We start from the raw sequence: 14506 nt of genomic DNA on the forward strand, positions 1-14506 counted from the left end.
CCGCGGGGCTCGTTGGGCTTGGGCTCGATCGCGAAGCGCAGGTCGTAGCCCTGCTCGGTGACGTAGTCGCCCAGCAGGTCGAAGGCTTCCTTCATCCGGTCCAGGGCGATACGTACGTCCTTCGCGCCGCCGGACTCGGCGCCCTCCCGGCCGCCCCAGGCGACGTAGGTGGTCGCGCCGAGCTCGGCGGCCAGATCGATGTTGCGCATGACCTTGCGCAGCGCGAAGCGGCGCACGTCACGGTCGTTCGCGGTGAACCCGCCGTCCTTGAACACCGGGTGCGTGAACAGGTTCGTCGTGGCCATCGGGACCTTCATCCCGGTCCGCTCCAGCGCGTCCTTGAACCGGCCGACCAGCCGGGCACGCTCCGCCTCGGAGGACCCGAACGGAATCAGGTCGTCGTCGTGGAAGGTCACACCGTGCGCGCCGAGCTCCGCGAGCCGCTCCACCGACTCGACCGGGTCCAGCGCCGGACGCGTCGGCTCACCGAACGGGTCGTTGCCACGCCAGCCCACCGTCCACAGACCGAAGGTGAACCTGTCCGCAGGGGTGGGAGTGAAGCGTTCCGTCATCGTCTGTCCGCCTTCGACTGCCGGGGGTCCGGGACCGTCGTCGCCACCCCGGGCCTATTTGTTCACTGACATGATTAATTATGCACACGGCACCGCGCCGGCGTAACCCCCTGGACGACGAAACGGGAACCGCCTCTGTTCGGAGCGCCGTCGATCACGTAATTTGTTTGTCGCACTCCCAAAACCCGCACCACCGGCAAACCGCACGAGAAGAGGTAGCCCATGCCGCCGCGTACCGTCGTCATCGGCGTGGACAGCTCCACCCAGTCCACCAAGGCTGCAGTCACCGACGCCGAGACCGGCGAGCTGCTCGCCGTCGGCCGCGCCCCGCACGTCGTCACGGGCGAGGGCGGAGCACGCGAGACCGACCCCGAGATCTGGTGGCGCGCGCTGTGCGACGCCGTCGCGGCCGGGCTCAAGGAGTCCGGCCTCCCCGCGTCCGCCGTCACCGGCATCGCCGTCGCCGGACAGCAACACGGGCTCGTGGTCCTGGACCGGTCCGGCCGGCCGCTGCGCCCCGCGCTCCTGTGGAACGACACGCGCTCCGCGCCGCAGGCCACGGCGCTCGCCGCCGAGCTGGGCGGCCCCGAGGCATGGACCGCGCGCACCGGCACGGTGCCCGTGGCGTCCATGACCGCGACGAAGTGGCGGTGGCTGCGCGAGAACGATCCGGCGAGCGCCGAGGCGACGGCTTCCGTGCGGCTGCCGCACGACTTCCTCACCGAGCGGCTCTCGGGCGTCGCGGCGACCGACCCGGGGGACGCGTCGGGCACCTGCTGGTACTCCACCGGCACGGGCGCCTACGACCCGGAGCTCCTGGACAGGCTCGGCCTGGACCTCTCGATGCTGCCGGAGGTCGCCGCCACGGGCGGGGCCAGGATCGGCTCCCTGACCGAGACCGCGGCGGAGACACTGGGCCTGCCGGCCGGGATCGCCGTGGCCGCGGGCACCGGGGACAACATGAGCGCCGCCGTGGGCCTCGGCCTGGGCGGCGCGGGACTGCTGGACCACCCCGTCCTGAGCCTCGGCACCTCGGGCACGGTCTTCGCCGCCTCCCGGGCGCGCCCCGCGTCCACCGCCCTCTCCGGTTTCGCCGCGGCCGACGGTACGTACCTCCCGCTGGCCTGCACGCTCAACTGCACCCTGGCCGTCGACAAGGTGGCGACGCTGCTCGGCCTGCACCGCGACGACGCGACGCCCGGCGGCGAGGCCGTACTCCTCCCGTACCTGGACGGCGAGCGCACCCCGGACCTGCCCACCTCGTCCGGCCTCCTGACCGGGCTCCGGCACGACACCACGCCGCAGCAGCTGCTGGGCGCGGCGTACGAGGGGGCGGCCTTCACCGTGCTGCGGGCGCTCGACGAGCTGCTGCGCGCGTGCGGCCTGGACCCGGCCGACCCCGAGGTCGCCGGCCGGCCGCTGCGGCTGATCGGCGGCGGCGCCCAGGGCCGGACCTGGGTGGAGACCGTGCGCCGCCTCTCCGGCCGGCCCCTGATCGTGCCGGGCAGCGGCGAACTGGTCGCGCTCGGCGCGGCCGCGCTGGCCGCATCCGCGGCGGGCGGCGGGGACCCTGTCGCCATCGCGACGCGGTGGAACGGGAAGTCGGACGACGCCGAACTCGCCCCGGTGGAGCGGGACACCGAGACCTGGGAGCGCGTCGGTTCGGTGCTGGACAGGGCGGCGGAGCCACTGCTCGGCGGATGAGGCAGAGCCCCGAAATCGCTTCCGGCGCACCCGTTTTGGGGATGGCCGCGGATCTTCAATAGGATCCGGCGATGATCATAAGAAAACGGCTGACGGCCGGGGTGTGCGTCCTTCTCGCCACCCTGGCCGCCGGGCTCGGCACCGCCCTTCCGGCCGCTGCCGACGAACCCCCCACCGCCGCATCCCCCAAGGTCGAACTGGTCCTTGACGTCAGCGGCTCCATGCGCACCCGCGACATCGACGGCGAGTCCCGGATATCCGCCGCCAAGCAGGCGTTCAACGACGTCCTGGACGCGGTGCCCGAGGAGGTGGAGCTCGGCATCCGTACGCTCGGCGCCGACTATCCGGGCGACGACCGGAAGGTCGGCTGCAAGGACACCAAGCAGCTCTACCCGGTCGGCCCGCTCGACCGCACCGAGGCCAAGACCGCCGTCGGCACACTGGCACCGACCGGCTGGACCCCGATCGGCCCGGCCCTGCTCGGTGCCGCCGACGACCTCGAGGGCGGCGACGCCACCCGGCGGATCGTCCTGATCACCGACGGCGAGGACACCTGCGGCCCGCTGGACCCCTGCGAGGTCGCGCGCGACATCGCCGCCCGGGGGATCCACCTGGTCATCGACACGCTGGGCCTGGTGCCGAACGCGAAGATCCGGCAGCAGCTCACCTGCATCGCCGAGGCCACCGGAGGCACCTACACCGCGGTCCAGCACACCGACGAACTCTCCGGCCGTGTCACCCAGTTGGTGGACCGGGCCGCCGAGCCCGTCGTCACTCCGGTGGCGACCGAGGGGGCGGCCAACTGCTCCGCCGCACCGGCACTGGAGGCCGGGCTCTACACGGACCGGCAGGAGATCGGCAAGCACCGCTGGTACCGGGTGGACGTCCTGCCCGGCCAGGAACTGCGCGCCTCGGTGAGTGTGGGCGCGGACCGCGCGGTGAACAACGACTACGGGATCCTGCTGCGTGCCGTGACCACGCACGGCCGTGAGATCGTCCGGGGATCGGAGTCCGGCACCGGGCGCACGGACGCCGTCTCCGCCGGGTTGCGTTACCCCAGGCCCGAGCAGGACGACGCCGACATCTCCGACGGCGACGTGAAGCCCGCCGCCGAGAGCGTCTGCCTCGAACTCAGCAACTCCTTCTCGGCGCCCGCGTCGGTGAAGACCACTCCCGGCATGCCCGTCGAGCTGACCGTCGACCTCGTGAAGTCGCCCGACGAGGCCGCCGACACCGCCGCGTTCGGCCTGGGCCGCGGCTGGTGGCTGCTGGGCGTCATGGTGCTGGCCGGGCTGATCGCCGGTCTGCTGTTCGGCTGGATCTCGCGCTGGCGCGTCGCCGTATGGAGGACCAACTGATGCGTACCACTCGCAGGAACACCGTGCGACGCGCATGCGTGGGGGCACTGCTGGCCGCCGTCGCCCTGCTCACCCCGGCGGGGGCCGCCTTCGCCGACGACGACCCCTCCGCGAGCGCGAGCCCGTCGGACGGCGACGCGGCGGGACCGACGGAGGCGGGCACCACGTTCCGCACCGCCACACCGGTCGAGCAGGGGCAGACGGCCACCGCGGACGCGTCCACGGGTGACTACCTGTACTGGGCCTTCCCCGGCGACGCGGGGCAACGCCCCACCGTCCGCGCGAAGGTGAGCCTGCCCGAGAGCGCCACCCGCCACGGCGCTTCGACCTGGCAGGTCGACGTGTACGACGGACTCCGCCGCCGGCAGGCCTGCATGTACGGCCACCAGACCCGGAAGGCCGCACCCGACGCGGGCACCGTCGAGCTGTCCTGCGTGCTGCGCACCGTGCGCGCCTGGTCCGAACCGTGGGCGTCCGATCCGCTGCCCGGCACCTACTACGTACGCCTGACGGTGGTCGGCCTGGCCGAGGAGGACCTGGGCCTTCCGGTCCACGTCGAGACGGAGGTCACCTCGGCCGACCAGGGCGGCGCCCACGACGTGGACGGCTCACTCGCCGAACCCCTGGTGCCGGGTGTGTCCGCCGCCTCGGCCCAGGGCGTCGCCCCGTCCGGCAGCGAGCCGGAGGACGGCTGGTCCTCGGGGTGGTGGACCAGCCGCTGGCTGTGGACCGCCGGCGGGGCCGCACTCGCGGCGCTGGCCGGGGTGTTCGGCTACTCCCTGACGCGCGGCGGCGGCCGCCCGTCACGGGTCCCGCAGGGCGTCTGACCCCGCAGCACGCCGGTCCGAGGGCCGCAGGCAACCGCCTGCGGCCCTCGGTCATTGCCGCGGCCTGAACCGGAGAGGTCCGCTTCGAACTCGTGGCCGACTGGCACTAGGCTCTGCAACTCACTTACTGCGCACGGCAGATGACGGGAGTCCCCATGTCCACGGAAACCGGTGCGGCCCTCGACGCCGAGCCGCGCGGCCACCGGCTCGTCCAGGGGCCCAGGGGCCTGCCGCTCCTGGGGAGCCTGCCGCAGTTCGGAAAGGACCCCCTCGCGTTCTTCGAGCGTCTGCGCGGCTACGGGGACATGGTCCGCTGGCGCTTCGGCCGCAACGACTGCGTCTTCATCGCCGATCCGGAGTGCATCGGCGAGCTGCTCACCGAGACGGAGCGCACCTTCGACCAGCCACTGCTCGGCATCGCCTTCCGTACGGTCATGGGCAACGGCGTCGTCGTCGCCCGCGGCGCCGACTGGCGCCGCAAGCGGTCCCTGGTCCAGCCCTCGGTGCGGCCCAAGCAGGTGAAGTCGTACGCCTCCACGATGACGGCGTGCGCGGTGGACCTGGCCGACAGCTGGTCGGGCGGTGAACGCGTCGACATCAAGCGGGAGATGGCGGCCCTGACGCAGAAGATCGCGGTCCGCACCATCTTCGGGGTGGACACCCCGGCCGACGCGGAGTCGATGGGCCGGGCCATGGACATCGCCCAGCAGGAGATCGGCAAGGAGTTCAGCGGGCTGGGCGCCGTCCTGCCCGACTGGGTGCCGACTCCCGGGCGGGCCAGGATCAAGAAGGCCGCCGCGGTGATCGACGCCGAGGTCGGGCGCGTGGTGGCACGCCACCGCGACGGGGACGGGGAGCGCCCCGACCTGCTGAGCCGGCTGCTCACAGCGGTGGACGAGACCGGGACGCACCTCACCGACCAGGAGATCCGGGACGAGACCGTCACGCTCTACATCGGCGGTCACGAGACGACCGCCTCCACGCTGGTGTGGGCCTGGTACCTCCTCTCCCGTACACCGCGGGCGCTGGCCGCGCTCACCGAGGAGCTGGACCGGGTGCTGGGCGACCGGGAGCCGGGGATCGACGACTACGCCCAACTGCCCTACGCCCAGGCGGTGGTGAAGGAGACGCTGCGGCTGTACCCGACGATCTGGCTGGTCACGGGGATCGCCAAGGAGGGGGCCCGGATCGGCGGCGTACCGATGCCGGAGGGCACGCGGGTGTGGAGCAGCCAGTGGGCCACGCACCGGGACGGGCGGTGGTTCCCGGAGCCCGAGGCGTTCCGGCCCGAGCGCTGGGACGCCGAGGACGGGGACGAGATCCCGGAGTACGCCTGGTATCCGTTCGGCGGGGGTCCCCGGGTCTGCCTGGGGACGCGCTTCGCGATGGTCGAGGCAGTGCTGATCCTCGCCGTCCTGGCGCGCCGTTTCGAGCTGGCGGTGGACCCGGGCACCGTCAACCCCGTACCGACGCTGACCCTTCAGCCGGACCGCCAGATCATGGCGACCGTACGGGCGCGCTGAACGCGCCGACGGGTGAAGCCGGCCGGGAACGCTTGACCTCAACGTTACTTGAGGTCCTAGCGTTCCCCGCACAACGCCGAACCCGGAGGACCACATGGACATGGAAGTCACCGCCTGGCAGTCGCTGCACAGCGCGGCGAACGCGCAGACGGACCGCAGACCCTTCTCCAGGGCCACACTGCGCCGCATCGCGGCGTTCGCCCGGCCGCACCGGAGCAGGATCGTCCGCTTCCTGCTCCTCAGCGTGGTCACCGCCCTGCTGGCGGTGGCCACACCGGTGCTGGCGGGGTGGGTCATCGACGCCATCGTGCAGGGCCGGGACACCGGGACGATCACCCGGTTCGCCTTGCTCATCGCCCTGATCGCCGTCGCCGAGGCGGGGCTCGGCCTCCTCGTGCGATGGCTTTCGGCCACCCTCGGAGAGGGACTGATCCTCGATCTGCGGACGGCCGTCTTCGACCACGTCCAGCGGATGCCGGTCGCCTTCTTCACCCGCACCAGGACCGGTGCACTGGTCAGCAGGCTCAACAACGACGTGATCGGCGCGCAGCGGGCGTTCAGCAACACGCTCTCCGGCGTCGTCTCCAATCTCGTCACCCTGCTGCTGACCCTGGCCGTGATGCTCACGATCTCGTGGCAGATCACGCTGCTCGCCCTGGTGCTGCTGCCCGTGTTCGTCGTCCCCGCCCGCCGGATGGGCGCGCGGATGGCGGACCTCCAGCGGGAGGCCGCGGGCCACAACGCCACCATGGGGACACAGATGACCGAGCGCTTCTCGGCGCCGGGCGCGACACTCATCAAGCTCTTCGGGCGCCCCGCCGACGAGTCGGCCGAATTCGCGGCCCGTGCGGGCCGGGTGCGTGACATCGGCATCCGCACGGCGATGCTGCAGTCCACCTTCATCACGGCACTCACCCTCGTGTCGGCGCTCGCGCTCGCCCTCGTCTACGGGCTCGGCGGCCACTACGCGCTGCGCGGCAGCCTGGAGCCCGGGGCCGTCGTCGCCCTGGCCCTGCTCCTCACCCGGCTCTACGCGCCGCTGACCGCCCTGGCCGGAGCACGCGTCGAGGTGATGAGCGCCCTGGTCAGCTTCGAGCGGGTCTTCGAGATCCTCGACCTGAAGCCCTTGATCGCGGAGAAGCCCGACGCCCGCCGGGTGCCGGACGGGCCGGTCTCAGTGGAGTTCGACGGGGTCTCCTTCGGCTACCCCTCCGCCGACAAGGTCTCCCTCGCCTCCCTCGAAGAGGTCGCCACCCTCGACTCGGGCGGCGGCGCGCAGGTGCTGCACGAGGTCTCCTTCACGGCGGAGCCGGGCCGGATGGTCGCACTCGTGGGATCGTCGGGAGCCGGCAAGTCGACCATCGCGCAGCTGCTCCCCCGCCTGTACGACACCGACGCCGGCGCCGTACGGCTGAACGGCGTCGATGTACGTGACCTCACGGCCGACTCGATCCGGGAGACGCTCGGCATGGTCACCCAGGACGGGCACCTCTTCCACGAGTCGGTCCGCGCCAATCTGCTGCTCGCCCGGCCGGAGGCCACCGAGGAGGAGATCTGGGACGCGCTGCGCCGTTCCCGCCTGGACGGCCTGGTGGCATCGTTGCCCGACGGACTGGACACGGTGGTCGGCGAGCGCGGCTACCGGCTCTCCGGCGGCGAACGCCAGCGGCTCACCATCGCGCGGCTGCTGCTGGCGCGTCAGCGGGTGGTGATCCTCGACGAGGCGACCGCACACCTGGACTCCACCTCGGAGGCCGCCGTCCAGGAGGCGCTGGCCGAGGCCCTGGAAGGCCGCACGGCCGTGGTGATCGCCCACCGGCTGTCGACCGTGCGCTCGGCCGACCTGATCCTGGTCGTCGAGGACGGCCGCGTCGTCGAACGGGGCACGCACGAGGAGCTGCTGGCAGTCGGAGGACGGTACGAGGAGCTGCACCGGACGCAGTTCGACCGCCCGGCGGCGGAAGTGACGGCCCGGCCCGTCGGTTGACCGCCTCCCCGCACGGGCGGGGGTCCGGGGAAGAGGCGGTGGCCCGGAGAAGGGACGAGGCCCCCGCCTCTACGATGGGCCGATGGCATCGATCAGACAGGTTCAGGTCACCTTCGACTGCGCGGAACCCCGGCGCGTCGCCCGTTTCTGGTGCGAGGCGCTGGGGTACGTCCTTCAGCCGCCGCCCGAGGGCTTCGGCACCTGGGACGATTTCGACAGCTCGCAGCCGCCCGGGGACAGGGGCTCGTGGGCCGTCTGCAAGGACCCCTCGGGCGTGGGCCCGCGGTTGTACTTCCAGCGCGTCCCCGAGGGGAAGACCGCCAAGAACCGGGTCCATCTCGACGTGCGGGTCGGCACCGGCCTCGTGGGCGAGGAGCGCCTCGCCGCACTGGAGGCCGAGTGCGCACGGCTGCTCCCGCTCGGCGCGGTACGCGGACAGCTGCTGCTCGCCGACGAGGACAACGAGTCGTGCCTCAACATGCAGGACGTCGAGGGCAACGAGTTCTGTCTCGACTGAGCGATCTCCCGGGCCGGGGCCTGTCGGCGTTGCACGACGTCCGGCGGCGCTCGTAACGTGACCGGTGTCCGTCGAGCCGGCCGACCCGGCCGACGGCCTGCGCGGTCGGCGTCGGCAGGCCCGGCCGCCTCGGCGGCCGGGCCGCACCAGCCCACCGAACGTTGAAACCGGGTACGCATGAGTCAGTCACCATCCACCCTCGGGGCATGGCACCGGCCGATGGTCGCGCGCCTCGCAGGCGAGGAGAACCGCACGGCGACCGCGCTGGAGCTCTTCTTCGACCTGTGCTTCGTCACCGCCGTCGCCCAGGCGTCGGGCGCCTTCGAGCACGAACTCGCCGAAGGGCACATCGGGGACGGGGTCCTGGGCTACGCGATGGTGTTCTTCGCGATCTGGTGGGCCTGGATGAACTTCACCTGGTTCGCCTCCGCCTACGACACCGACGACGTCCCGTACCGGCTGCTGACCCTGGTCCAGATCACAGGCGCCCTGATCCTGGCCGCCGGCGCGGCCGACGCCCTCTCCCACGACGACTTCACCGTCATCACCTGGGGATACGTCGTCATGCGGCTCGCGATGGCCACGCAGTGGCTGCGGGCCGCGCGCTCCGACCCGGAACGCCGGCAATCCTGTGTGCGCTACGCGGTCGGCATCCTGATCGTGCAGGTCGGCTGGGTGGCGAGGCTGGCACTGCCCGAGGACTGGGGCCTGCCGCTGTTCGCGGTGCTGGTCCTGGCCGAGATCGCCGTCCCGGTCTGGGCCGAGAGCCCGGCGAACACCACGTGGCATCCTCACCACATCGCCGAGCGGTACGGGTTGTTCACCCTCATCGTCCTCGGTGAGACCATCACCGCGGCCACCGCGGCCGTCCGCACCGCACTCGACGGCGAGACGGCCCTGGGTGACATCGCGACGCTGGTCATCGGCGGCGTGCTGACCGTGTTCGCCCTGTGGTGGCTCTACTTCGCGCAGAACGCCCCCCAGCGGCTCACCGGATTCAGGGCGGCGATCCTCTGGGGCTACGGCCACTACGCCGTCTTCGCCTCGGCCGCGGCGGTCGGTGCCGGACTTGCGGTGGGTGTCGCCCACACCACCGGTCACGGCCACCTCTCCGACCGTGCCGCCGCGGCGACGTTCACCGTCCCGGTGGCCGTCTTCATCACCCTGGTGTGGCTGCTCCACCACCGGGCGGCGGAACTCCGCAGCCGGAACGACCTCATCCACCCCGTCGCCGTCCTCGCCGTCCTGGCAGCCACGTTCGCCCCGAGCCCGGTCCTCGTCACCGGCATCCTCGCCGCCGCCCTGGTCGCGGCGACGCTCGTCGTGTCGGCGCGTGCGAGTGGCGGGGCGGACCTCCCGGAAGGCTGAGGCGCTCGCGCACGACCGGCCGCGACGGCGGGGGTCGCGCCCACGCGTCGGACCGTTCGCGGTTGGGGTGCGGTCAGATCTCCGCGGACAGCGCGGTGAGGCCCGGCCCTTCGAGGTCGTCGAGGGCCACCCGCCGACGGGATACGGCAAGGAGCAGCGAGAGCGCGGGCCCTCTCACCTCCGGGCCGTCACCGATGGACACATCGGCGTCCGTGGCCGTCAGGCGGGCCCGTGCCGCGAGCTCCCTGGCACCGCCGAAGGAGGCCGACGTGCGAGCCTGCAGGCGGAGCGATCGGACGACGGCCTCCTTCGGGTAGGTGTGGGCGAGTCCCAGCGGACGGCGAATGTCCTCACCGTGCACGATCTCCTCCACGAGCCGGCTGTCGAGGGGCGCCGGCGGGGTCGACCTGCGCGAGGCAACCTGGCGCAGCCCCTCCAGCGTCTCCTGCGGTGTGGCACCACGTGCGCGTTCGACGCCACGGGCGTTCTGACGGTCGAAGTCGAATCCCGCCCGGGCGAGGCCGGCCAGAAAACCCAGGCGCGTCGTCCGGGCCGTGTCGGCCAGGTGGGCGGCGACATCGTGCACGGTCCACTCCGCGCAGAGCGAGGGCTCCTCCCACTGCTCGTCGTCGAGCCGCTCCAGATCATTGATGATCGCCGCACGCTCCGCGTGAACCATCAGCCAGACATCTTCCACGACTTCCTCCTCGGGCCGACCGCGCCATCTGCCAGGGCAGACTCGCATCGCCCAGGAAACTCATCGGGCCCGGCTCGCCGCCGCGATGCGCGTGGTGGGCACGGGCATCGCGGCGGGGCGGGTCGCTCCAGAGGCTGGTGTCCTTCGTCGGATCGGGCCGGAGCCCGGCCCGATCCGGACGAGAGGCCCCAGCTAGGTGAAGCGCAGCTCCGACGGGTGGGCCACGCGCCGCAGGAGGGGCAGGGACGTCGCGGCGGCCAGCAGGCAGGCGGCGTAGACCGCCACGGGAACGAGCAGCGGCAGGACGATGACTGCCCCGGCGCCCATCAGGGAGCCGTACGCCAGGTGCACGACGGTGCCTCCGATGGTTGCCAGCAGGAGCGCGGGCGCAAGGGGGAGCGCGGTCTCCAGGAGCGTGGCCGCGGCGAGTACCCGGAACGGCACCCCGGCCGCCGCCTGGGCCGCGAGTCCCCTGCGGCGGGTGGCCAGCGACTCCGCGGCCCCCACCGCGAGGCCGCAGAGGCTGATGGCCAGGGCGATCAGCACCGCGGATCCGGCGAGAGCGATGCCGGTGGTGTAGAAGGCCATGTTCTCCGGCGGGTGGCCGGGTCCCCGCAAGCCCTCGAGCATCACCCCGCGCACGCCCATGAAGCCCACCCCGACGACCGTGGCCAGCAGCAGTGCGGCGTGGCTCCGCGCGGCCGCCCAGGGTTCCTGCGCGAGGCGGCTCGCGGCGATGAGCACCGCCGGCCGCTCCGCGCGGAGGCTGAGCCTGCGGCCCATGAACGCGGCCGACGCCTTGGCCGACCAGATCGCACCCGCCCCGGTGAGGAGCACCAGGGCCAGGATCAGCAGCACGAACGTCGCCGCGCCCCTGCGGCCCGGGAACAGGAGAAGCAGGGCCGACGTGGCGATCAGCACGGCCGCGAGTGCGAAGGCGAGCGCCGCCCGGCGTTGCGAGTCCGGTCCCGTCCTGCGCACGTGGTCGAGGGGTGCGGCAAGCACGTTGCGCAGGGCGAAGACACTCACCAGCCCGGCTGCCACCGGAACGCCGAGGACAACCGCTGCGAAGCCCGCCCAGGCACCGGGGCCCGGAAGGTACCCCACGACGGCGAGGAGCACGGCGAACGCGGTGAAACCGCCCGTCGAGCCCGCCAGGCAGGCGAACCCGGACTCCACGACGGCGATTCTCCGCACCTGGGCGGGCGGCGCCCCGGCGAGCCGCATGCCGGCCATCCTGCGATGGCGGTGCACGGCGCCGATGCGGGCGCACTGCCCGAGGAACCCCAGCACGGGGATCAACAGCAGCACGAGCGTGAGCACGACCCCCGCGCGCTCACCCGGCTGGTTCAGCAGGCCGTCCGCGTGGGGGATCGACACCTGCCCGGGCACGGCGGCGATCGTCACCGCAGCGAGGGCGAAGCCGGTGGCGAGCAGGGCGCCGAGAAGGGTGAGCGAGAACCTCCACCACTCGCGGCGCTCCGAGCCGCGCGCGAGGATCCAGGCTATGCGGATGTCAGTTCCCACGACGAGCCGCCTCCTGACCGACGGCCTCGGCCGAGCCGGGGTCGACGACCCCGTCCCGGAGCGCCACCTCGCGGTCCGCGTACGCGGCGACCTGCGCGTCATGGGTGATCAGGAGCACCGCCGCGGCCGTCTCCCTCGCGGTGTGCACCAGGGCGGTCATCACCTGCTCCCCGGCGAGCGCGTCGAGGGCCCCGGTCGGCTCGTCCGCGAAGACCGCCTTGGGCTCGGTGACCAAGGCCCGTGCCAGCGCGACCCGTTGGCTCTGGCCACCGCTCATCTCGCCGGGCCGCAGGTCTGCCTGGCCGCGTACGCCGAAGCGCTCCAGCCATTCCCCCGCCCGCCGGCCCGCCTGGTCGCGCCGTATCCCGGCGAGCAGCAGGGGCAGCGCCACGTTGTCGAGCGCGGTGAGCTCGGGGATCAGCTGCCCGAACTGGAACACCACCCCGAAGTCGTCTCGTCGCAGCCGGCTGAGCCGGTCCTCGGGCAGCCCGCCGAGCTCCTCGCCCGCGTACATGACGGTGCCCTCGTCGGGACGTACGATCCCCGACAGGCAGTGCAGCAGGGTGGACTTCCCGCTGCCGCTCGCGCCGGTGACGGCGAGGATCTCGCCCTCGTGAAGGTCGAGGGAGGCGCCGCGCAGCGCCTCGGTCCTGCCGTACGACTTCCTCAGACCTCGCGCCGAGATCAGCGTGCCTCTCCCCGAGGAGGGTTGTTCGTCCCGTGTGCTCATGAAGCGTTGACCTCCGCGGTCAGGGTGTCGATGCGCGCGGTGGTGGTGGTCATCCACCGCACGTCGGCGTCGAGATGGGCAAGGGCGTAGTCGGCCGAGAGCACCGTGCTGAGATCGACGCCCGGCGCGGTCTTCAGCGCGGTGAGCTCACGCATCCGCTCCATGTGGGCGGCGCGCTGGGCCCGCAGGTGCGCGGCCGCGTCCGGCGGCGGTCCGTCCCGGCCCGCCCGCGTGCCGGCTGCCGCGACGAGGATCGAGACGACGACCTTGGAGAAGATCTCGTTGGTCACGAAGGGGGCGGGCGCAGTGATCTCCTCGGCCCAGCGGTCCAGTTCGCGGGATCCCTCGTCCGTCGACCGGTAGAGGGTGCGCTCCGGGCCGCCGTCGGAGTCGGTGCCCTCGACGGCGGCCAGACCGTCACGCACCAGGCGCTGAAGAGTCGTGTAGACCTGCCCGTAGGCGAGCGGGCGGGCCTGCGGGAAGCGTGCGTCGTACTGCCGCTTCAGGTCGTAGCCGTGGCAGGGACCCGCTGCGAGCAGACCCAGGAGGACATGGCGGGTGCTCATGCCGCCGACTATATCCTCGGTACATGTACTGAGTGAATAGTGAGTTCCGGCCGCTCGTGGCCGGAAACAGCCGGGAACGGCGTCAGCCGCCGCGGCACGTGCCGCGGCGGCTGACGGTCGGATGGGCCTGGAGGCTCAGGTCACTCGTCCAGCCACTTCTTCCAGGTCTCCGGGTGCTTCTCGATCCAGCGTCCGGCGGCGTCGTCGGGCGACAGACGCTCGGAGGCGATCATCTCGGACACCTCGTTCTGGTCCTTCTCCGACCACCGGAACTTCTTCAGGAAGGCGGCGGCTTCTCCGCCCCGCTTCGAGAAGTCCGCGTTGAGGTACTTCTGGAGCGGCGTCGTCGGGTACGCGCAGTCGATGTCCGCCGGGGCCTGTGCAGCGCAGGTGTCGGAGTACTCGGGGAGCTTCACCTCGACCATCGGCACCTCGTTGAAGAGCCACTGGGGCTGGTACCAGTAGCTGAGGAAGGGCTTCTTCTCCTTGGCGAACTGCTGCATCTGGGTGATCTGGGCTGCCTCCGAACCGGCGAAGACGACCTTGTAGTCCAGGCCCAGGTTCTTCACCAGCGCCTCGTCGTTGGTGACGTAGGACGGCGAACCGTCCATCAGCTGGCCCTTGTCGCCGCTCTCCGCGGTGCGCAGTTCGTCGGCGTACTTGTCGAGGTTCCTCCAGTCCGTGACGTCCGGGTGCTCGTCCGCCCAGTACTTGGGGACGTACCAGCCGATGTGGCCGGTGACGCCGAGGTCACCGCCGGACACGATGGTCTTCTTGTCCTTGACGTACAGCTTCTCCTGGTCGGGGTGGCCCCAGTCCTCCAGCATGGCGTCCACCCGGCCCTGGCTGAGGGCGTCCCAGGCGGGTACCTCGTCGGTCTGCACGAGGTCGACGCGGTAGCCGAGCTTGTCCTCCAGGATCTTCTGGGCGACGGCCACGTTGGCCTGTGCGCCCACCCAGGACTGGACGGACAGGGTGACGGTCTTGATGTCCGCCGGTGCCGCGAACGGGGAAGCCTGCTTGGTCATGTCGGCCGCGCCGCAGCCGGTGACGGCCAGCAGGGCGCCGGCCGAGGCCACGATCGCCGACGTACGGAGACGGGTACGGGTACGGGTACGGGTGCGAGCCAT

Annotated in this window: 13 protein-coding genes; 7 read left to right on the forward strand and 6 right to left on the reverse strand. The window is 72.1% G+C overall.

The window, feature by feature from the left end; translation table 11 throughout:
- A partial coding sequence (locus tag ACFUNE_RS20270; RefSeq protein ID WP_383569531.1) for a TIM barrel protein occupies positions 1-572 on the reverse strand: 572 nt, incomplete at its 3' end.
- Positions 573-794: 222 nt separating this feature from the next.
- Between ACFUNE_RS20270 and xylB the strand changes: the two genes are divergently transcribed.
- The 7 genes from xylB to ACFUNE_RS20305 all read left to right on the forward strand — a co-directional run bounded on the left by xylB (position 795) and on the right by ACFUNE_RS20305 (position 9856).
- Positions 795-2276 carry a xylulokinase gene (gene xylB / locus ACFUNE_RS20275; RefSeq protein ID WP_383569534.1) on the forward strand — a complete coding sequence of 494 codons (1482 nt, stop codon included), beginning with the start codon at positions 795-797 and terminating at the stop codon, positions 2274-2276.
- 71 nt (positions 2277-2347) lie between these two features.
- Positions 2348-3634, forward strand: a complete 1287-nt coding sequence (locus tag ACFUNE_RS20280) for a VWA domain-containing protein (RefSeq protein WP_383569537.1) — start codon at positions 2348-2350, stop codon at positions 3632-3634.
- On the forward strand, positions 3634-4461 hold the full coding sequence (locus tag ACFUNE_RS20285; protein WP_383569540.1) for a hypothetical protein: 828 nt from the start codon (positions 3634-3636) through the stop codon (positions 4459-4461). The genes ACFUNE_RS20280 and ACFUNE_RS20285 overlap by 1 nt, the downstream gene beginning before the upstream one ends.
- A 155-nt stretch (positions 4462-4616) precedes the next feature.
- Positions 4617-5984, forward strand: a complete 1368-nt coding sequence (locus tag ACFUNE_RS20290) for a cytochrome P450 (protein ID WP_383569543.1) — start codon at positions 4617-4619, stop codon at positions 5982-5984.
- 94 nt (positions 5985-6078) lie between these two features.
- Positions 6079-7971 carry an ABC transporter ATP-binding protein gene (locus tag ACFUNE_RS20295; protein WP_383569546.1) on the forward strand — a complete coding sequence of 631 codons (1893 nt, stop codon included), beginning with the start codon at positions 6079-6081 and terminating at the stop codon, positions 7969-7971.
- 82 nt (positions 7972-8053) lie between these two features.
- Positions 8054-8488, forward strand: coding sequence for a VOC family protein (locus ACFUNE_RS20300; RefSeq protein ID WP_383569549.1), 435 nt, complete (start codon positions 8054-8056; stop codon positions 8486-8488).
- 177 nt (positions 8489-8665) lie between these two features.
- Positions 8666-9856, forward strand: a complete 1191-nt coding sequence (locus ACFUNE_RS20305) for a low temperature requirement protein A (RefSeq protein WP_383569551.1) — start codon at positions 8666-8668, stop codon at positions 9854-9856.
- Between the two features lie 73 nt (positions 9857-9929).
- On the opposite strand, the gene ACFUNE_RS20310 is transcribed toward ACFUNE_RS20305, so the two are convergent.
- The 5 genes from ACFUNE_RS20310 to ACFUNE_RS20330 form a co-directional block, all read right to left on the reverse strand.
- A complete protein-coding gene (locus ACFUNE_RS20310; protein ID WP_383570300.1) occupies positions 9930-10535 on the reverse strand; it encodes a maleylpyruvate isomerase family mycothiol-dependent enzyme in 606 nt (201 codons plus the stop codon).
- A gap of 210 nt (positions 10536-10745) precedes the next feature.
- Complete coding sequence (locus ACFUNE_RS20315) at positions 10746-12080, reverse strand: ABC transporter permease (RefSeq protein WP_383569554.1); 1335 nt, start codon at positions 12078-12080, stop codon at positions 10746-10748.
- Positions 12070-12810 carry an ABC transporter ATP-binding protein gene (locus ACFUNE_RS20320; protein ID WP_383569557.1) on the reverse strand — a complete coding sequence of 247 codons (741 nt, stop codon included), beginning with the start codon at positions 12808-12810 and terminating at the stop codon, positions 12070-12072. The genes ACFUNE_RS20315 and ACFUNE_RS20320 overlap by 11 nt, the downstream gene beginning before the upstream one ends.
- Positions 12807-13376, reverse strand: a complete 570-nt coding sequence (locus ACFUNE_RS20325) for a helix-turn-helix transcriptional regulator (protein WP_383569560.1) — start codon at positions 13374-13376, stop codon at positions 12807-12809. The genes ACFUNE_RS20320 and ACFUNE_RS20325 overlap by 4 nt, the downstream gene beginning before the upstream one ends.
- 140 nt (positions 13377-13516) lie before the next feature.
- Positions 13517-14506: an ABC transporter substrate-binding protein gene (locus ACFUNE_RS20330; RefSeq protein WP_383569563.1), complete on the reverse strand. Its 990-nt coding sequence runs from the start codon at positions 14504-14506 to the stop codon at positions 13517-13519.

Source organism: Streptomyces sp. NPDC057287, assembly GCF_042667905.1.
Lineage (GTDB): Bacteria > Actinomycetota > Actinomycetes > Streptomycetales > Streptomycetaceae > Streptomyces.